This is a genomic window from Streptomyces lunaelactis, from assembly GCF_003054555.1.
GTDB lineage: Bacteria > Actinomycetota > Actinomycetes > Streptomycetales > Streptomycetaceae > Streptomyces > Streptomyces lunaelactis.
Genome location: NZ_CP026304.1, coordinates 2830981 through 2849952 on the forward strand (window position 1 = coordinate 2830981; position 18972 = coordinate 2849952).

Genomic DNA, 18972 nt, shown 5'->3' on the forward strand with positions numbered 1-18972 from the left:
GGTTACCCGGGGGGCCATTCGAGGCCGCGGCCGCCGAGCAGATGGGCGTGCGCGTGGAAGACGGTCTGGCCCGCGCCGGAGCCGGTGTTGAAGACGATGCGGTATCCGGCTCCGTGGACCTTGTCCTCGTGGGCGACCTCACCCGCCTCCCGCAGCACGTCGGCGGCGAGCTGGGGCTCCGCGGCGGCGAGCGTGGCCACGTCGGGGTAGTGCGCCTTGGGGATGACCAGGACGTGCGTCGGGGCCTGGGGGTTGATGTCACGGAAGGCGACGATGGTCTCGGTCTCCCGCACCACGGTGGCCGGCACCTCCCCCGCGACGATCTTGCAGAACAGGCAGTCAGCCTGCGGTTCTCCCGCCATGACCGGGGTCCTCCTCGCGTGTGGTCGGTACGAACGGCATCGTATAGCGCACGAGGGAACAACCCCCCTCGCGGACGTGCGCGCGGGGGCCCGCGGCCTTGGAGACAAGGCTGCGGGCCCCCGCAACCCCTGCCTACGGCAGGCTCGGCGCCGACTTGGCGGGGTTCTCGGACAGCACCGCCAGCGCCATCCGCACCGCCTCGTCCAGCTGCGGGTCCCTCCCCGACGCGTGGTCCTGGGGAGCCATGACCACCTCCACGTCCGGGTCGACCCCGTGGTTCTCCACGCCCCACTCGTAACCCTCCAGCCAGAAGGCGTACTTGGGCTGTGTGACCAGCGTGCCGTCCACCAGTGAGTACCGGCTGTCGATGCCGACGACGCCGCCCCACGTCCGCGTACCCACCACGGGGCCGATGCCGAGCGCCTTGATCGCCGCGTTGACGATGTCGCCGTCCGAGCCCGAGAACTCGTTGGCGACGGCCACCACGGGGCCTCGCGGCGCGTCCTGCGGGTAGCTCTGCGGCTGCATGCCGCGCGGCAGGTCCCAGCCCACGATCCGCCTCGCCAGTTTCTCCACCACCAGCTGCGAGGTATGGCCGCCGCGGTTCTCCCGTACGTCCACCACCAGGCCCTCGCGTGCGACCTCGACCCGCAGATCGCGGTGGATCTGGGCCCAGCCCGGCGCCTGCATGTCCGGCACGTGCAGATAGCCGAGCCGGCCCGCGGACTTCTCGTGGACGTAACCACGCCGGCCGGCGACCCACGCGTGGTACCGCAGCGGCTCCTCGTCCGCGAGCGGCACGACGACCGCGTGCCGCGGATCGCCGCCGCCCGCCGGGGAGATCGTGAGCTCGACCGGTTTGCCCGCCGCGCCCACCAGCAGCGGCCCCGGCCCGGTGACGCGGTCCACCGGCCTGCCGTCCACCGCGAGGATCGCGTCCCCCGCGCGGACCGCGACACCCGGCGCGGCGAGCGGCGAGCGGGCGTTGGGGTCGGAGGTCTCGGACGGCAGGATGCGGTCGATGCGCCAGGTGCCGTCCGCGGAGCGGGAGATGTCCGCGCCGAGCAGTCCCTGCCGCGCCGACGCGTTCCCGTATCCGCCCCGTGGCGTGACATAGGCGTGCGAGGTGCCGAGCTCGCCCTGCACCTCCCACAGCAGGTCCATCAGATCGTCGTGCGTGGCCACCCGGGAGAGCACCGGGCGGTAGCGGTCCAGTACGCCGTCCCAGTCGACGCCGCCGAGGTCCGCGCGCCAGAAGTTGTCGCGCATCAGACGCCCGGCCTCGTCGTACATCTGCCGCCACTCCGCGGCCGGGTCGACATCGCGGCGTACGCGCGAGAGGTCGACGGTGATGTTGCTGTCGCTGTCCTCGTCGCGCGAGGGCCTGCGGTCGCTCGGCACGACCTTCAGCTTGCCCTCCGCGTACAGCAGCACCCGCTTTCCGTCGCCGCTGACCCCGAAACTCGTGGCGTCGGCGACGAGTTCCTCGATGCGCTGCTGGAGAAGGTCGTACCGCTCGAGCGCGGTCTGCGGACCAGGGTCGTCGGGTGTGGCGCGGGTCGCGCCGAGGACGCCGCGCAGCGGGTGGCGCAGCCACAGCAGCCCGTCCTTGGCGGCGCGCAGCGTCGAGTAGCGGGCCGCCTCGACGGGGAAGGGCACTATCCGGTCGGCGAGCCCGTCGAGATCGATACGCGTGACGGGGGCGCCGCTCTCCTCGCCGCTCTCCTTCGACGAGTCCTTGTCCGACTCGACGGCCCGGCCGTGGCGCTGCGGCCCGAACGGCGACGGGGTGGCGGCGGCCAGCGTGATCAGATGCGGGCGGCAGCCGCCGATGAAGGCGAGGTCGAAGACATGTGTGTCATAGACCGGGTCGAAGGCGCGCTCGGAGAGGAACGCGAGGTGCTTGCCGTCCAGCGTGAAGGCGGGCTGGAAGTCGCGGAAGCGCAGCGGGGTCGCCTCGGAGACGGCCAGGTCGGCGGTGTTGGCGAGCTTCAGCTGGCGCAGCGGGGAGGGCCCGGGGTGCGACCAGGCCAGCCAGCCCGAGTCGGGTGAGAAGGCCAGGCCGGTGGCGTCGCCGTGCTCGCTGCGGTCGACCTCGCGCACCTCGCCGCTCTCGCGCTCGACGAGCAGTACGCGGCCGTCGTGCGAGGCGACGGCGGCGCGGCTGCCGTCCGGTGCGACGGCCAGGCTCAGTACGCGGCCGAGCCGCCCGGCACCGAGCCTGCGCGGTGTCGCCCCGGGCGCCGGACCGATGGCCGGCGCGAATTCGAGCGCGTCGTCCCCCTCGGCGTCGGTCACCCAGACGACATGCTCCTCGCCGTCCACGCGGAAGCTGTGCGGCAGCCTGCCCCGTACGCCGGGCTCGACGGCCAGCGACCGTGCCGGGCCCTCGCGGTGCGTCACCCAGTGGATGCCGCCGCGGATCTCCACCGCGCTGCCGCGCCCGGTGTGGTCGGGGGCAGCGGTGCCGAGATGGTGGTCGGCGTTGACGGGGCGGGGCCGCAGGTCGGTGCGCTGGCCGCCGAGGCGGATGTCGAGCCGGCGGGGCTCGGCGCCGACGAGGTCGTCCAGGAGCCACAGTTCACCGGCGCTCGCGTAGGCGACGCGGGTGCCGTCGGTGGCGGCGTGGCGGGCGTAGAAGCCGTCGACGCCCGTGTGGCGCCGCAGATCCGAGCCGTCGGGCAGCGACGAACAGAGGGCGCCGACGCCTTCGTGGTCACAGAGGAACGCGAGCCGCTCCCCCACCCACAGCGGATACTCGATGTTGCCGTCGAGGTCCTCGTGGACGCGTACGAACTCCCCGTCGCCCGCCCGGTCGATCCACAACTTGCCCGCGGTGCCGCCCCGGTAGCGCTTCCAGGCGGCGGCCTCGCGCCCCATGGTGGCCGAGAGCAGCAGCACCTGCGAGCCGGGTCCGTACGCCACATCGCCCACGGGCCCGTACGGCAGCACGGTCGCCGGTCCGCCGTCGAGCGGCACGGCGCGCGCCCAGCTGCGGCGCAGCGAGGCCTGGCCGTACGTACTGATCGCGAGGACCTCGCCGTCCGGCGTCCAGCCGCGTACGGACGTCTTCCAGCTCCCCCAGTGCGTCAGCCGGTCGGAGGGACCGCCGTCGATGGGCGCGAGGTGCACCTCCGGCGCACCGTCCCGGGACGAGGACCACGCTATGTGCGTGCCGTCGGGCGAGATCCTGGGATGGTTCACCGGCATGTTGTCGGCGCTGACGCGCCACGCGCGGCCGCCGTCGAGCGGGGCGACCCAGACGTCGTCCTCTGCGGTGAAGGCGATCAACTCGCCGTGGACATGCGGATACCGGAGGTAGGCAGGGTGCGTCACACCGTCACCCTAGGCAGGTGGCCGCTGCCCGGTCACGCCTTTGGGATCACTTGGCCTGGTCCGGTGTCGCGGTCACGGTGACCGTGACGGTGACGGTCGGCTCCGGCGGCTCGCCGGGCCGGTGGGTGGCGGGCGGGGTGCGGGCCGGCGTACGGGTCGGTGTACCGGCGCAGTTGCCGAGCATCGTGGCCTCGAAGACGACCTTGCCGTTGACCTTGGCGATGAGGTCGCCGCGTACGCACGTCCCGGAGCGCTCCTCGGTCACCTTGCCCTTGAGCGTGATGTCCTGGCCGGTTTTGGTGTCGCCCGTGCAGTCGACGGTGGCCACGCTCCGCGCGGAGGGCGACGCGGAGGCCTTGCCGCTGCGCATGTTCGCGGTGCAGGTGAGCCACCCCACGTCGAAGCCCAGGCGTTCGAGTGTGCGGGTCCCTGTCTTGTCGGTGGTGACCGCCACGGCGATGGAACTCAGTCCGCCGGTCGTCGGCTCACAGGCCGCGATGCCCACAACTGCCGCCCCGGCGGCGCCGGTTGCGGCCAGGATGCGCCGGTGAAGTATTCGTCTCATGCCCCGCATGGAGGGCAGACTGTCACCGACTCCCCGGATGTAAAAGAGTGGTTGCGGCCACCTTTTCCCCCGTACGGTCATGGAATGGCCAGGAAGCTGATCAGGGCGCGGCGTCTCGTCGTCGACGAGGACACCGTCTACATGTGGTCGGTACGCCATAAGCACACCCCTGGCGCGGCGGGTGCCCGCGACTGCCGCACCACGCTCTCGCTGCGGCGCGAGGGGACGACGGCGCGTCTGGAGATCGTCTTCCGGCAGCTCCCCGGCCGGATCGTCTCCGGCGGTTACTGGCATTCGGGCGCGGTGGGCGACACCGGGCAGAACTCGCTGAACCTGCACGAGCCGGGGGCGGCGCGCCGCCTGCTCGACGAGGCACGGGAGCGGGGGCTGCTGCCGGCCGCCGCCGGGACTACGGAGGTCGACGGCTGGCCGCTGTTCGACGCGGTGGCGACGGGCTGAGCGACGCGTCGTGTGACTGGTTGAGCGACTCGTTGAGCGACTCGTCAGGACCAGCGGCCGGTGCGGCCGAGCAGCAGCGCGGCGGCGGCCGTCCCGGCGGTCGACGTACGCAGCACGCTCCGCCCGAGCCGGTAGGGCTTCGCGCCCGCCTCGGCGAAGGCTGCCAACTCCTCCGGCGACACGCCCCCTTCGGGCCCCACGACCAGCACGATCGAACCCTCGGCGGGCAGTTCGGCGGTGGCCAGCGGCTCGGCGCCCTCCTCGTGCAGCACCGCCGCGAAGTCGGCTTCGGCCAGAAGTGACGCAACCTGCTTGGTCGTTGCCGCGTCCGCGACCTCCGGGAAGCGGAGCCTGCGCGACTGCTTGCCCGCCTCGCGCGCGGTGGCCCGCCATTTGGCGAGGGCCTTGGCGCCCCGTTCGCCCTTCCACTGCGTGATGCAGCGGGCGGCGGCCCAGGGCACGACCGCGTCCACGCCGGTCTCCGTCATGGTCTCGACGGCGAGTTCGCCGCGGTCGCCCTTGGGGAGGGCCTGGACGACGGTGATACGGGGCGTGGGCTCGGGTTCCGTGGGGAACTCGGACGGCTCGACGATCAGCCGGTCCTTGCCCTCCGTCCGCAGAACGACACCGGCCGCCCCGCGCCCGCGCCCGTCCGTCAGCACGACGTCCTCACCGGACTGCAGCCTGCGCACGGAGACGGCATGCCGCCCCTCCGGCCCGTCCAGGGTGAGTACGGCGCCGGGCCCGACGCCCTCCAGGGAGTCGACGACGAATACGGGCGCGGTCATCAGGAACCGCCCAGCGCCAGCGCGGCCCGCGCGGAGTCCAGTTCGGCGACGAGGACCTCGACAAGCTGTCCCGCGGGCAGCTCGCGCGCCATCGTGTGGCCCTGTCCGGCCCACAGCGCCATGCCCTGGGGGTCGCCCGCCTTGGCGGCGGCCTTGCGCAGGCCGCTCGTCAGATGGTGCACCTGGGGGTAGGCGGCGGGGGCGTACGGTCCGTGCTCGCGCATGAAGCGGTTGACGAGGCCGCGGGCGGGGCGCCCGGAGAAAGCGCGGGTGAGTTCGGTGCGTACGAAGAGCGGGTTGGTCATGGCCTGCTTGTGCAGGGCGTTGGCACCTGACTCCGGACAGACCAGGAACGCGGTCCCGAGCTGCGCGGCGCCCGCGCCGGCCGCGAGCACGGCGGCGATCTGGCCGCCGCGCATCAGGCCGCCGGTGGCGATGACCGGCAGCCGCACGGCCTCGCGGACCAGCCCGATGAGCGAGAGCAGCCCGATCCCGGCCCCCTCGGAGGCCGGGTCGTCACGGTGGGTGCCCTGGTGCCCGCCGGCCTCGACTCCCTGTACGCACACGGCGTCGGCACCGGCCCACTGCGCGGCCTGCGCCTCCTCGGGCGTGGTGACCGTCACGACGGTGAAGGTGCCGGCCTTGGCGAAGGAGTCGAGCACATTGCGGCTCGGGCAGCCGAAGGTGAAGGAGACGACCGGCACGGGGTCGTCGAGGAGGATGGCGAGCTTGGCCTCGTAGCCGTCGTCGCGTCCGCTGTCGGGGTCGCCGAGGGGCGTCTCGTACCAGGTGGCCTCACCGGCGAGCTGATGCCGGTAGACACCGACGGCGGCGGGGTCGGCGGTGTTGGGCTGCGGCATGAAGAGATTGACGCCGAAGGGCTGTCCGGTGAGCCCGCGGATCTGTTTGACCTCCTGGTACATGCCGTCCGCGGTCTTGTACCCGGCGGCGAGGAAGCCGAGCCCACCGGCATCGGAAACGGCGGCGGCCAACTGGGGACAGGAGGCGCCGCCCGCCATGGGGGCCTGCACGATCGGATACCGGCAGAGATCGGTCAGTGCGGAGGACATGCAGGCATGGTGCCATGCCGCTGCCGCGCCACCGAATCGGGAGTTCCGGCCGGCAGATCAAGCCCCGCCGGCGATTGAGGCGCGGGGGTCCGGGGGGAGCCCCCGGAAACCAGGGGCAACCCGCACCCGGGCGCACCCCCGCGCCCACCCCAAGGGCTACCGCCCGTTGAACGCGTCCTTCAGGCGGGAGAACAGGCCCTGCTGCCCCGGCTGGAACTGGCCCAACGGCCTCTCCTCGCCGCGCAGCTTCGCAAGATCCCGCAGCAGCCGCTCCTGGTCCGCGTCCATCTTCGTCGGCGTCGTCACCTCGACGTGCACTATCAGGTCGCCGCGCCCGCCGCCCCGCAGATGCGTGATGCCGCGCCCGTGCAGCGGGATCGACTGGCCGGACTGCGTGCCCGGGCGGATGTCGATCTCCTCCACGCCGTCGAGCGTCTCCAGCGGGCACTTCGTGCCCAGCGCCGCCGCTGTCATCGGGATCGTCACCGTGCAGTGCAGATCGTCGCCGCGCCGCTGGAAGACCGCGTGCGGCAGCTCGTGGATCTCGACGTACAGATCACCCGCGGGTCCACCGCCCGGGCCGACCTCGCCCTCACCCGCGAGCTGGATGCGCGTGCCGTTGTCGACACCCGCCGGGATCTTCACGGTCAGCGTCCGGCGCGAGCGGATGCGGCCGTCGCCGGCGCACTCCGGGCACGGCGTCGGCACCACGGTGCCGAAGCCCTGGCACTGCGGGCACGGCCGCGACGTCATGACCTGCCCCAGGAAGGACCGCGTCACCTGCGAGACCTCACCCCGGCCCCGGCACATGTCGCACGTCTGCGCCGAGGTCCCCGGCGCGGCGCCCTCGCCCGAGCACGTCGTACAGACGACGGCCGTGTCGACCTGGATGTCCTTCGTCGTACCGAAGGCCGCCTCGTTGAGGTCGATCTCCAGGCGGATCATCGCGTCCTGGCCCCGTCGCGTTCGCGACCTGGGCCCGCGCTGCGACGCCGTACCGAAGAACGCGTCCATGATGTCGGAGAAGTTGCCGAAGCCACCGGCTCCGAAGCCGCCCGCCCCGCCGCCGGCCTGCGACAGCGGGTCCCCGCCGAGGTCGTAGACCTGCTTCTTCTGCGGGTCCGACAACACCTCGTACGCGGCGTTGATCTCCTTGAAGCGCTCCTGAGTCTTCGGGTCCGGATTCACATCCGGGTGAAGCTCGCGCGCCAAGCGCCGAAACGCCTTCTTGATCTCGTCCTGCGATGCGTCGCGGCGAACGCCGAGAACGGCGTAGTAGTCCGTGGCCACTTACGACTCCGCCAGGATCTGTCCGACGTAACGTGCCACTGCGCGTACCGCTCCCATCGTTCCGGGGTAGTCCATGCGGGTCGGTCCGACCACGCCGAGTTTCGCAACTGCCTCGTCGCCCGAACCGTAGCCGACCGCGACCACGGACGTGGAGTTGAGGCCCTCATGAGCGTTCTCATGACCGATACGTACGGTCATGCCCATGCCCGAGTCCTTCGCCTCGCCGAGCAGCTTGAGAAGCACCACATGCTCCTCGAGCGCCTCCAGCACCGGCCGGATGGTCAGCGGGAAGTCGTGCCCGAAGCGGGTCAGATTGGCGGTGCCGCCGATCACGAGCCGCTCCTCGGTCTCCTCGACCAGGGTCTCGAGCAGGGTCGCGAGCACCGTGGAGACGGTGCCGCGGTCCTCCGGCTCGAAGGAGTCGGGCAGGTCCTGCACCAGCTGCGGCACATCCGCGAAGCGGCGCCCCACGACCCGGCTGTTGAGCCGGGCCCGCAGGTCCGCCAGCGCTGTGTCGCCGAAGGGCGCGGGGCAGTCGATCATGCGCTGCTCGACCCGTCCGGTGTCCGTGATGAGCACGAGCATCAGACGGGCGGGAGCGAGTGAGAGGAGCTCCACATGCCGGACCGTGGACCGGGTCAGCGAGGGGTACTGGACGACGGCGACCTGCCGGGTCAGCTGCGCCAGCAGCCGGACCGTACGCCCCACGACGTCATCCAGATCCACCGCTCCGTCCAGGAAGTTCTGGATGGCGCGGCGCTCGGGCGACGACAGGGGCTTGACGCCCGCCAGCTTGTCGACGAAGAGCCGGTAGCCCTTGTCGGTGGGGATCCGCCCGGCACTCGTATGAGGCTGGGCGATGAATCCTTCCTCCTCCAGCACGGCCATGTCGTTACGGATGGTGGCCGGGGAGACACCGAGCTTGTGCCGCTCGGTGAGGGCCTTGGAGCCGACGGGCTCCTCGGTGCCGACGTAGTCCTGGACGATGGCGCGCAGCACTTCGAGTCTGCGTTCGCTGAGCATCGCGCACACCTCCAGCTGTGGTTCCCTCTGTGGTTCCTCGGGTGACTGCTTGGCACTCGAAACGTCGGAGTGCCAGCATTTCCCCTCGCCAGTGTACGGCCGTGGGGTACGCCCGTAGCAAGGGCGACCGGCCACGCTACCGCGAGACTCCGCTGGTCGTTGCCAGTAGCGTCACGGTATGGACGTCAGTTGGGAAGACTTCGGCTGGGAAAGGCTGGCCGACGGGGTGGGCCGCCGGCGGCTGCCTCTCTGGGACGCGACCGTTGGACTGATCGCCGGTGAGGACCGTGTCCTCATGTACGACACGGGCTCGACGCTCCGCGAGGGCGCCGAGCTCCGCGCCCAGGCGCAGGCGCTGATGGGCGGCCGCCGGGTGACGCATATCGCACTGAGCCACCCGCACTTCGACCATGTGCTGGGGACGGCTGCCTTCTCGGGGGCGGAGGTGTACGGCGCCGTCGGGGTGGACGAGCTGATGAGGCGGGAGCGGGACGAGATCCGCGGCTCGGCCGTACGGGAAGGGGTCACGGCGGACGATGCGGCGGAGGCGGCCGATCTGCTGGTGGCGCCGCACCATCTGGTCTGCGGGGAGTGGACGCTGGAGCTCGGCGGCCGCCAGGTGCTGCTGGCCAATGTGGGCCCCGGCCACTCGGGCCACGATCTGGCGCTGCTGGTGCCGGGCGGCGCGGACGAGCCGGAGGTGGTCTTCTGCGGCGATCTGGTGGAGGAGTCGGGTGAGCCTCAGGCGGGCCCGGACGCGATCCCGTCCCGCTGGCCGGCGGCGCTGGACCGGCTGCTCTCGCTGGGCGGGGAGGACGCGGTGTACGTGCCCGGGCACGGGGCGGTGGTCGACGCGGCGTTCGTACGCGCGCAGCGGGAAGCGTTGGCGGCGCGGTTCAGCGTGTCGTAGCGTCTGCCAAATGCGCAGCTACAGCCCGGATCTGACGCCTCCTTGGAAGAAGCAGCAGCCTGCTCCGGAGGTCCCCGCCGAGTCCGACCTGGTCGTTGAGGAGGTCACGACGGGGTTCTGCGGTGCGGTGATCCGTACCGAGAAGACCGCGGAGGGCCCGACGGTGACGCTGGAGGACCGCTTCGGCAAGCACCGGGTGTTCCCGCTTGTGGCCCGGGGCTTCCTGCTGGAGGGCCGGGTGGTGACGCTGGTCCGCCCGGCGTCGTCGCCCTCGGCCCGTCCGGGCCGCCCGGCGCGTACGGCCTCGGGCTCGGTGGCGGTCCCGGGCGCACGTGCCCGGGTCGCGCGGGCGGGCCGTATCTATGTCGAGGGCCGCCACGACGCGGAGCTCGTCGAACGGGTCTGGGGTGACGACCTGCGGATCGAGGGCGTGGTCGTGGAGTACCTGGAGGGCATCGACGACCTCCCGTCGATCGTCAGGGACTTCGCCCCCGGCCCGGACGCGCGCCTCGGGGTGCTGGTGGACCACCTGGTCCCGGGCTCGAAGGAGTCCCGCATCGCGGCGCAGGTGTCCAGCGGCCACGCACTGATCGTCGGCCACCCGTACATCGACGTGTGGGAGGCGGTGAAGCCGTCGTCGGTGGGCATCCGGGCCTGGCCGTCGGTACCGCGCGGCCAGGACTGGAAGACGGGCGTGTGCCGCGCGCTGGGCTGGCCGGAGAACACGGGAGCGGCGTGGCAGCGGATCCTGTCGGGAGTGCGGTCGTACAGGGACCTGGAGCCGGAGCTGCTGGGGAGGGTGGAGGAGCTGATCGATTTCGTCACAGCACCTCCCGGCCCCGCCGGCGTTTGAGGCGCACATCAAGCCCCGCCGGCGTTCGAGGCGCGGGGTTCGGGGCGGAGCCCCGGCAGGCGCCTCAGTCCACCAGGTCCCGCACGACCGCGTCCGCGAGCAACCGCCCCCGCAGCGTCAGCACCGCGAGGCCCTTCTCGTACGGCCCCGCCTCCAGCAGACCGTCCGCGAGGGCCCGGCCCGCCGCCGCCAGCCCCGCAGGCCGCAGCAGCGACAGCGCGCACCCCTCCCGCAGCCGCAGCTCCAGCAGGATCCGCTCCACCCGGCGGTCCTCCGCCGAGAGGACCTCGCGGCCCGCCCCCGGCGAGCGTCCCGCCGCCAGCGCCGCCGCATACGCGCCCGGGTGCTTCACGTTCCACCACCGCACCCCGCCCACGTGGCTGTGCGCGCCGGGGCCCGCGCCCCACCAGTCCGCGCCGCGCCAGTAGAGCTCGTTGTGCAGGCAGCGCCCGGCGGAGGACGTGGCCCAGTTGGAGACCTCGTACCAGTCGAAGCCCGCATCGCCCAGCACCGAGTCCGCGATCAGATACCGGTCCGCGTGGACGTCGTCGTCGGTCATCGGCACCTCGCCCCGGCGGATCCGCCGCGCCAGCTGCGTGCCCTCCTCCACGATCAGCGCGTACGCCGACACATGATCCGGACCCGCCCCCACCGCCGCGGTCAGCGACGCCCGCCAGTCGTCGTCGCTCTCGCCCGGCGTGCCGTAGATCAGATCCAGGTTCACGTGGTCGAAGCCCGCCGCCCGCGCCTCGGCGACACACGCCTCCGGCCGCCCCGGCGTATGCGTACGGTCCAGCACCTTCAGCACATGCTGCCGCGCGCTCTGCATACCGAACGAGATCCGGTTGAAGCCGCCGGAGCGCAGCTCCGCCAGATACGCCGGGTCCACCGACTCCGGATTCGCCTCGGTCGTGATCTCCGCGTCGTCCGCGAGACCGAACTCCTCGCGCACCGCGTCCAGCATCCGTACGAGATCCGACGCGGCGAGCAGCGTCGGCGTACCGCCCCCGACGAACACCGTCCGCACCTGCCGCGGGTCGTCGCCCAGCACCTTGCGGGCGAGGCGGACCTCCTCGGCCACCATCTCGGCGTAGTTGTCCCTGGAGGCCAGTACTCCGCCCGAGCCGCGCAGCTCGGTCGCCGTGTAGGTGTTGAAGTCGCAGTAGCCGCAGCGCGTCGCGCAGTACGGCACATGCAGATAGAAGGCGAGCGGCCGGTCGCCGGCAGCCGTCAGGGCGGACGCGGGCAGCGCCCCGTCCTCGGGCATCGGCTCACCATCGGGCAGTACGGAAGGCATGCCCCCCATTGTCCGTCACCTCGAAGGTGCCCCGGGACGGCTACTGCGCCTGGAGCACCAGCAGCGCCAGATCGTCCTCCGGCGGCGTCTCGCCGAAGTCGTACACCACCTGCCTGATCCGGTCGGCGACCCCCTGCGCGGTCAGGCCCGCGCACCCCGCCAGTACCCGGGCGAGCCCGTCGTCGTCGTCGAACATCCGCGATCCCGAGCGCCGCTCCGTCACCCCGTCCGTAACGCAGAGCAGCGTGTCACCGGGCTCCATGTCGAAGGTCTGGCTCTGGAACGCGACGTCGTCGACGACCCCGAGCAGCACCTGCGACTCGGCCGCCGTCAGGACGGTCCCGTCGGGCCGCAGCAGCAGCGGCAGCGGATGCCCTGCGCTCGCCAGGGTGCACCGCACGCCCCCGCCGGCCCGGGGCGACGGCACCAGCTCCCCGTACAGCAGGGACAGGAAGCGCGCCTGCTGCCCCTCCGGCACGCCCTGCCCGCCCGCCGCCGCGACCATCAGCGCGGCCGCCTCCGCCGCCTCCATCGCGTCGTCGAGGAGCAGTCCGTTGAGCCGGTCGAGGACCTGGCCGACCTGGTAGCCCTCGCGGGCGAGCAGCCGCAGCCAGGGCCGGGCGAGGCCGGTGACGACCGCGGCCTCGGGCCCGCTGCCCTGGACGTCGCCGAGCATGAAGCACCAACGGCCCCCGGAGCCCGCCGGGAAGATGTCGTAGAAGTCGCCGCCCGCGACGCCGTCGTCGCTGGGCTCGTACACCAGGAAGCGGTCGACGCCGGGGATCTGGCCGACCTTGCTGGGCAGCAGACCGCGCTGGAGGACCCGGCTGATGGTGGCCTGCCGGGTGTACTGGCGGGCCGCGCTGATCGCCAGGGCCACCCGCCGCGCGAAGTCCTCGATCAGCGCGGTCACTTCGTCGGGCACGCGCGCGAGGCCGTGCCGCGCGACCAGCAGGGTGCCGACCCCGCGCCCGCCCGCGACCAGGCGGTACGCGAGGGCCGTGCCTTCTGTGGCGCCCGGCTCGCCCTCCCCGGGCCAGGGGATCGGTACGGGCCCGTTGCCGGAGGTGGCGGGCAGCGGTGGCGGATCCTTCTCGAGGGCCTCGCGCACCTGCTCCGTACAGGATTCGTCGCTGTGCCAGACCCTGGCCAGCCGGGGCGCTGCTCCTGCCGCGCCGCCCGTCCCCCAGCCCGTCCGGCCCTGCTCGCCCTCCAGCCAGATCGCGCACCAGTCGGCGAGCCGCGGCACCAGGAGCTGTCCCGCGAGCGCCGCGACCATGTCCTCGTCGAGCTGTCCGGCGAGCAGGTCGGAGGCTTCGGCGAGGAAGGAGAGGGCGCCGCGGCTGGTCATGCCCTGATCGGACCGGTCCTCGCGCACCGTGCGCCTGGGCGTGGGGGCGAGGATCTCGGCGGCGCGCAGTCCCCGCTGCGGCGCGGGTTCGGTGCCGGGGAGCGGGCAGGTGTCCCAGCCGTCGACGGGGATGCGGGCCCAGACGGTCTTGAGGCCGGAGCGGTAGGTGATGCCCCAGCGCTCGGCGAGGGCGGCGACGAGATGGAGGCCTCGCCCGTACTCGGGGGTGCCGGAGCGGTCCTCGGCGCCGCGCGATTCGGTGCGGTGCGGATCGCCGCGGTGCGGTTCGCTGCGTACGGCCCTGGCGGGATGGTGGTCGGAGACTTCGAGGACGAGGGCGGCCGGCTCGCCCTCCGCCGACTCCTCCAGCCTGCAGAGGAGTTCGACGGTGGTGCCGGCGTGTACGACGGCGTTGGTGACGAGTTCGTTGACGATGAGCACGGCGTCGTCCGCGAGCCGGTCCGTACTGTGCTGTCCCGGCGGGCAGCCCCCGCCGGCCCCCCGGCAGAAGGCGCAGGTGGCGAGCATCCCGAGGTTGGTCCAGTCGGCGATGGCGGCGCGTACGAAGCGGCGTGCGGCGGAGGGCGCGAGAGGGTTGCCGGGCAGGCTGGTGCGGGCGACTGAACGTGCGTCATCCCGCAGTGGGTGCTGCGGTGTTGAGCGATGAGTCGTCTCGCGCTGCTGCATCGGAATGGACCCCACGGTGCGGCTCCTGGTCGGTTCTGGCAATGCGCCGCTCATGACACCGACAGAGTGACAGACTGAGCCTGCCCATAAGCGTCGAGTCACCGAAGTGGGCGGATTATGAACAGAGACAATGCGTCGCCGTCCGTCCAGCCGACTTCCCGGTTGCCCTCGGCGCCCTCTCCGTCCGCCCCGCCCTCCGCGGACGGCGGCTGGATCCGGGCCTCGGAGCTCCGCCCGCTGCTGGCCGCGATGACGACACTGCGGGACGGGGACTTCCATGTGCGCATGGCGGAGGTCCACGAGGGGATGCCGGCCGAACTGGCCGCGATGTTCAACCAGATCGCGGGGCGCAATCAGCACTTCACGGACGAGCTGTCGCGGGTGCGCAGGGAAGTCGTACGGCACGGACGGCTCGACGACCGGCTGTCGGCCAGCCCCGGCCAGGGCGCCTGGACCTCCAGCGTCAACAGTACGAACGCGCTGCTCGACGCCCTGGTGGTGTCCGCCGCGAACGCCACGCGCGTGCTGGACGCGGTGGCCGGCGGCGATCTGACCCAGCGGGTCGATCTGCACGACGGCAACCGCCAGTTGCGCGGCGACCTGCGCCGGCTCGGCCGTGCGGTGAACAAGATGGTCGACCAGCTGTCGCTGTTCACCGGCGAGGTGACCCGCGTGGCGCGCGAGGTCGGTACGGAGGGCAGGCTCGGCGGCCGCGCCAAGGTGCAGGGCCTGTCCGGCAGTTGGCGGGACGCCACCGAGGCGGTCAACACCATGGCCTCCCGGCTGACCGCGCAGGTGCGGGACATCGCGGCGGTGACCACGGCGGTGGCGCGCGGCGATCTGACGCGTACGGTCACGGTCGAGGCGACCGGCGAGCTCCTCGAGCTGAAACTCACCGTCAACACCATGGTGGACCAGCTCTCCGCCTTCGCCGACGAGGTCACCCGCGTCGCCCGCGAGGTCGGCACGGAGGGCCGGCTGGGCGGTCGCGCCCAGGTCCGCGGGGTGTCCGGCGTCTGGAAGGACCTCACGGACAACGTCAACTTCATGGCGTCCAACCTGACCTCGCAGGTCCGCAATATCGCCCAGGTCACCACCGCCGTCGCCAACGGCGATCTCTCGCAGAAGATCACCGTGGATGCCCAGGGCGAGATCCTGGAGCTCAAGTCGACCATCAACACCATGGTCGACCAGCTCTCCGCCTTCGCCGACGAAGTCACCCGCGTCGCGCGCGAAGTCGGCACCGAAGGAAACCTCGGCGGCCGCGCCCAGGTCCGCGGAGTGTCCGGCGTCTGGAAGGACCTGACCGAGAACGTCAACTTCATGGCCGACAACCTCACCAGCCAGGTGCGGAACATCGCGCTGGTCTCGACGGCCGTCGCCCAGGGCGACCTCGGCAAGAAGATCACGGTCGAGGCGAAGGGCGAGATTCTCGAACTCAAGTCGACCATCAACACCATGGTCGACCAGCTCTCCGCCTTCGCCGACGAAGTCACCCGCGTCGCGCGCGAAGTCGGCACCGAAGGAAACCTCGGCGGCCAGGCCCAGGTCCGCGGAGTGTCCGGCGTCTGGAAGGACCTGACCGACAACGTCAACTTCATGGCGTCCAACCTGACCTCGCAGGTCCGCAACATCGCCCAGGTCACCACCGCCGTCGCCAACGGTGACCTCTCCAAGAAGATCACCGTGGACGCCCGCGGCGAGATCCTGGAGCTGAAGGACACCGTGAACACCATGGTGGAGCAGCTGCGCGCCTTCGCCGACGAGGTGACCCGCGTGGCCCGCGAGGTCGGCACCGACGGACGGCTCGGCGGCCGTGCCCAGGTCCTCGGTGTCACCGGCCTGTGGAAGGACCTCACGGACAACGTCAACTACATGGCCGACAACCTCACTTCACAGGTGCGGAACATCGCCCAGGTGGCGACGGCCGTGGCCCAGGGCGACCTCTCCAAGAAGATCGACGTGGACGCCCGCGGCGAGATCCTGGAGCTCAAGACCACCATCAACACCATGGTGGACACGCTCTCCTCGTTCTCCTCCGAGGTCACCCGTGTGGCCCGCGAGGTCGGCTCCGAGGGGCAGCTGGGCGGCCAGGCACGGGTCGAGGGTGTGTACGGCACCTGGAAGCGGCTCACCACCAATGTGAACGAGCTGGCGCTCAATCTCACCACCCAGGTCCGCGCCATCGCCGAGGTGGCGTCCGCCGTCGCCCAGGGCGACATGTCCCGCTCGATCACCGTCGAGACCCGCGGCGAGGTCTCCGAGCTCAAGGACAACATCAACCTGATGGTGTCCAACCTCCGCGAGACCACCCGCGCCAAGGACTGGCTGGAGTCCAATCTCGCCCGCCTCGCCGGTCTGATGCAGGGCCACCGCGACCTGATGGAGGTCGCGGACCTGATCCTGCGCGAGCTGACCCCGCTGGTGAACGCGCAGTACGGCGCGTTCTTCCTGGCCCACCCGGACGCCGACGGCGCTCCGTCCCGCACGACATCCACCACCAAGGGACTGGCCTTCATCGCCGGTTACGGCTCCGCCCAGTCGGCCACCATCGACACCACCGGCATGCCCGGCCACGGTCTGGTCCGGCAGGCAGCCCTGGAGAAGAAGCGGATCCTCCTGGAAGAGGCACCGCCGGACTACATCAAGATCAACTCGGGCCTGGGCGAGGCATCCCCGGCCAGCGTCGTCATCATCCCGATCCTCTTCGAGGACAAGCTGCTCGGCGTCATCGAGCTGGCGTCCTTCTCCCGCTTCTCCGACGTCCACCTGGCCTTCTTCGACCAGTTCGTGAACACCATCGGCGTCGCGATCAACACGATCATCGCCAACTCCCGTACGGAGTCACTGCTCGGCGAGTCGCAGCGGCTCGCGGTCCAGCTCCAGGAGCGCTCGGACGAGCTCCAGCGCCAGCAGGGCGAACTCCAGCGCTCCAACGCCGAGCTGGAGGAGAAGGCGGCGCTGCTGGCGACCTCCTCGCAGTACAAGTCGGAGTTCCTGGCGAACATGTCGCACGAGCTGCGCACCCCGCTGAACTCCCTGCTCATCCTGGCCCGGCTGCTCTCCGACAACCCGGACGGCCATCTCTCGGACCAGGAAGTGCAGTTCGCCACCACGATCCACCGCTCGGGCTCCGATCTGCTCCAGCTGATCAACGACATCCTGGACCTGTCGAAGATCGAGGCGGGCCGGATGGACGTACGCCCGAAGAAGCTGCCGCTGATCAAAGTGCTCGACTATGTGCACGCCACCTTCCGCCCGATCACGCTCGACCGCGGGCTGGCCTTCGAGGTCGCGGTCGGCGAGGACGTACCGCGGGAGATGTACTCCGACGAGCAGCGGCTCCAGCAGATCCTGCGCAATCTGCTCTCCAACGCGATCAAGTTCACCTCGTCCGGCCGTGTCGAACTGAGCGTGAGAAGGATCAAGGACCCCGACGACAAGCTGCTCAAGGGCATCGACGACCTGATCGCCTTCTCCGTCTCCGACACCGGCATCGGTATCGCCCCGGAGAAACTCCCGGTGATCTTCGAGGCGTTCCAGCAGGCCGACGGCACCACCAACCGCAAGTACGGCGGTACGGGGCTCGGCCTGTCCATCAGCCGGGAGATCTCGGGGCTGCTCGGCGGCCGCATCATCGCCGAGAGCGAGCCGGGCCGCGGTTCGACCTTCACGCTGTACGTCCCCGTCCTCTACCCCGGTCATGCCGGCGGCGACAGCGACGGCTTCCACGACGGTCACGACAGTCACGGCATCCATGACGTCCGCGACATCCCGCTGACCGCGACCGAGCGGCACCACTCCGACCATGTGCCGCGCCCGGACCTGGAGGACGGCTGGCCCACCACGACGAAGCTCGAGGAGTGGAAGTCGGGCCGGGCCGGCCGGGTGCTGCCGGGCTGCCGCGTCCTCATCGTCGACGACGACATCCGCAATGTCTTCGCGCTCACCCATGTGCTGGGGAGGGTGGGCATGCCCGTGCTGTACGCGGAGAACGGCAGGGAAGGCATCGAGACCCTGGAGCGCAACCCCGACGTCGATCTGATCCTGATGGACATCATGATGCCCGAGATGGACGGGTACGAGACGATCGAGGCGATCCGGCGCAGCCCGCTGTGGACCGACCTCCCGATCGTCGCCCTCACCGCGAAGGCGATGCCCGGCGACCGCGAGAAGTCGATCGCCCAGGGCGCCAACGACTACGTACCGAAGCCTGTTGACGTGGACCGTCTGCTGACCGTCGTCTGTTCCCTCCTGGATCCGGAGGGCGGAACGGTCGAGCAGGGCGGCACGCCGACCGCCGCCGACATACCCGCAGTACCGGGACAGCCCAGCGGCGATGGGGAGCCGGCTGTCCCGCCGACGATCACGTGAGGCAGACACGATGAGCACAGAGGCACCCACCCCCGACCGCGCGAGCATCCTCCTGGTGGACGACATGGAGGACAATCTCGTCGCCCTCGAGGCAGTTCTGGGGTCCCTCAACGAACCGCTGGTGCGGGCCCGTTCGGGAGAGGAGGCGATGAAGGCACTGCTGCGACAGAAGTTCGCGGTGGTCCTGCTGGATGTGCGGATGCCCGGCATGGACGGGTTCGAGACGGCGTCCAACATCAAACGGCTCGACCAGACGAAGGACGTCCCGATCATCTTCCTGACCGGGACGGAGGCCGACAGCGGCTATGCCTTCCGGGGGTACGCCACGGGGGCGGCGGACTTCCTGACGAAGCCCTTCGACCCGTGGGTGCTGCGTGCCAAGGTGAATGTGTTCCTCGATCTGCACCGCAAGAACCGCCAGCTGGAGCGGATGCTGGCGCAGGAGCAGGAGCAGCTGGGCGAGATGGCGAAGCGGCTGAGCGCGATCGAGACGGAGCTGGAACGAAGCGGCCCGGCCGATGTGCCGGAGGTGCGGGCGCAGTTGACCCGGGTGGAGGAGATCCTGAGGGACCTCCGCCGCGGCCGGAGCCAGTAAGAACCCAGCCC

At 71.3% G+C, this 18972-nt stretch carries 14 protein-coding genes; 5 read left to right on the forward strand and 9 right to left on the reverse strand.

The features are described 5' to 3' along the window. Positions 1–2: 2 nt before the first annotated feature. The 3 genes from SLUN_RS12865 to SLUN_RS12875 all read right to left on the reverse strand — a co-directional run bounded on the left by SLUN_RS12865 (position 3) and on the right by SLUN_RS12875 (position 4264). Complete coding sequence (locus tag SLUN_RS12865; RefSeq protein ID WP_108148622.1) at positions 3–362, reverse strand: histidine triad nucleotide-binding protein; 360 nt, start codon at positions 360–362, stop codon at positions 3–5. Between the two features lie 133 nt (positions 363–495). Continuing rightward, entirely contained in the window at positions 496–3699 is a 3204-nt protein-coding gene (locus SLUN_RS12870; protein WP_108148623.1) for a S41 family peptidase, read from the reverse strand. Between the two features lie 46 nt (positions 3700–3745). Next, positions 3746–4264 carry a hypothetical protein gene (locus SLUN_RS12875; RefSeq protein WP_175313747.1) on the reverse strand — a complete coding sequence of 173 codons (519 nt, stop codon included), beginning with the start codon at positions 4262–4264 and terminating at the stop codon, positions 3746–3748. 84 nt (positions 4265–4348) lie between these two features. Here SLUN_RS12875 and SLUN_RS12880 point away from each other — a divergent pair, with 84 nt between their 5' ends. Further along, a complete protein-coding gene (locus SLUN_RS12880) occupies positions 4349–4723 on the forward strand; it encodes a hypothetical protein (protein WP_108148624.1) in 375 nt (124 codons plus the stop codon). Between the two features lie 44 nt (positions 4724–4767). Here SLUN_RS12880 and SLUN_RS12885 read toward each other — a convergent pair whose 3' ends face one another. The 4 genes from SLUN_RS12885 to hrcA all read right to left on the reverse strand — a co-directional run bounded on the left by SLUN_RS12885 (position 4768) and on the right by hrcA (position 8894). Next, positions 4768–5511 (reverse strand): 16S rRNA (uracil(1498)-N(3))-methyltransferase, encoded by a 744-nt coding sequence (locus SLUN_RS12885; RefSeq protein WP_108148625.1) that lies wholly within the window; start codon positions 5509–5511, stop codon positions 4768–4770. Continuing rightward, the gene (locus SLUN_RS12890) at positions 5511–6581 is read right to left on the reverse strand and encodes a nitronate monooxygenase (RefSeq protein WP_108148626.1); all 1071 of its coding nucleotides are present in this window, start codon (positions 6579–6581) and stop codon (positions 5511–5513) included. Before SLUN_RS12890 ends, SLUN_RS12885 begins: the two co-directional genes overlap by 1 nt. A gap of 156 nt (positions 6582–6737) precedes the next feature. Next, a complete protein-coding gene (dnaJ, locus tag SLUN_RS12895; protein ID WP_108148627.1) occupies positions 6738–7871 on the reverse strand; it encodes a molecular chaperone DnaJ in 1134 nt (377 codons plus the stop codon). After that, positions 7872–8894 (reverse strand): heat-inducible transcriptional repressor HrcA, encoded by a 1023-nt coding sequence (hrcA, locus tag SLUN_RS12900; protein WP_108148628.1) that lies wholly within the window; start codon positions 8892–8894, stop codon positions 7872–7874. A gap of 178 nt (positions 8895–9072) precedes the next feature. On the opposite strand from hrcA, the gene SLUN_RS12905 reads away from it, so the two are divergent. Next, on the forward strand, positions 9073–9804 hold the full coding sequence (locus SLUN_RS12905) for an MBL fold metallo-hydrolase (RefSeq protein WP_108148629.1): 732 nt from the start codon (positions 9073–9075) through the stop codon (positions 9802–9804). Between the two features lie 10 nt (positions 9805–9814). Then, positions 9815–10657: a DUF3097 domain-containing protein gene (locus tag SLUN_RS12910; protein ID WP_108148630.1), complete on the forward strand. Its 843-nt coding sequence runs from the start codon at positions 9815–9817 to the stop codon at positions 10655–10657. Positions 10658–10721: 64 nt separating this feature from the next. Here SLUN_RS12910 and hemW read toward each other — a convergent pair whose 3' ends face one another. Both hemW and SLUN_RS12920 read right to left on the reverse strand, forming a co-directional pair. After that, positions 10722–11954 carry a radical SAM family heme chaperone HemW gene (gene hemW / locus SLUN_RS12915; protein WP_108148631.1) on the reverse strand — a complete coding sequence of 411 codons (1233 nt, stop codon included), beginning with the start codon at positions 11952–11954 and terminating at the stop codon, positions 10722–10724. Positions 11955–11994: 40 nt separating this feature from the next. Next, positions 11995–14046: a SpoIIE family protein phosphatase gene (locus tag SLUN_RS12920; protein WP_108148632.1), complete on the reverse strand. Its 2052-nt coding sequence runs from the start codon at positions 14044–14046 to the stop codon at positions 11995–11997. A gap of 195 nt (positions 14047–14241) precedes the next feature. Between SLUN_RS12920 and SLUN_RS12925 the strand changes: the two genes are divergently transcribed. Both SLUN_RS12925 and SLUN_RS12930 read left to right on the forward strand, forming a co-directional pair. Beyond that, a complete protein-coding gene (locus SLUN_RS12925) occupies positions 14242–18366 on the forward strand; it encodes a HAMP domain-containing hybrid sensor histidine kinase/response regulator (protein WP_108154705.1) in 4125 nt (1374 codons plus the stop codon). 10 nt (positions 18367–18376) lie between these two features. Further along, positions 18377–18961 (forward strand): response regulator, encoded by a 585-nt coding sequence (locus SLUN_RS12930; protein ID WP_108148633.1) that lies wholly within the window; start codon positions 18377–18379, stop codon positions 18959–18961. Positions 18962–18972 lie beyond the last annotated feature (11 nt).

Coding starts and splice junctions, on each gene's coding strand:
- SLUN_RS12910 (WP_108148630.1), top strand. CDS start 9,815: ATGCGCAGCTACAGCCCGGATCTGACGCCTCCTTGGAAGAAGCAGCAG.
- hrcA (WP_108148628.1), bottom strand. CDS start 8,894: ATGCTCAGCGAACGCAGACTCGAAGTGCTGCGCGCCATCGTCCAGGAC.
- SLUN_RS12875 (WP_175313747.1), bottom strand. CDS start 4,264: ATGAGACGAATACTTCACCGGCGCATCCTGGCCGCAACCGGCGCCGCC.
- SLUN_RS12920 (WP_108148632.1), bottom strand. CDS start 14,046: ATGAGCGGCGCATTGCCAGAACCGACCAGGAGCCGCACCGTGGGGTCC.
- SLUN_RS12930 (WP_108148633.1), top strand. CDS start 18,377: ATGAGCACAGAGGCACCCACCCCCGACCGCGCGAGCATCCTCCTGGTG.
- SLUN_RS12905 (WP_108148629.1), top strand. CDS start 9,073: ATGGACGTCAGTTGGGAAGACTTCGGCTGGGAAAGGCTGGCCGACGGG.
- SLUN_RS12885 (WP_108148625.1), bottom strand. CDS start 5,511: ATGACCGCGCCCGTATTCGTCGTCGACTCCCTGGAGGGCGTCGGGCCC.
- SLUN_RS12880 (WP_108148624.1), top strand. CDS start 4,349: ATGGCCAGGAAGCTGATCAGGGCGCGGCGTCTCGTCGTCGACGAGGAC.
- hemW (WP_108148631.1), bottom strand. CDS start 11,954: ATGCCTTCCGTACTGCCCGATGGTGAGCCGATGCCCGAGGACGGGGCG.
- SLUN_RS12865 (WP_108148622.1), bottom strand. CDS start 362: ATGGCGGGAGAACCGCAGGCTGACTGCCTGTTCTGCAAGATCGTCGCG.
- SLUN_RS12925 (WP_108154705.1), top strand. CDS start 14,242: ATGACGACACTGCGGGACGGGGACTTCCATGTGCGCATGGCGGAGGTC.
- SLUN_RS12890 (WP_108148626.1), bottom strand. CDS start 6,581: ATGTCCTCCGCACTGACCGATCTCTGCCGGTATCCGATCGTGCAGGCC.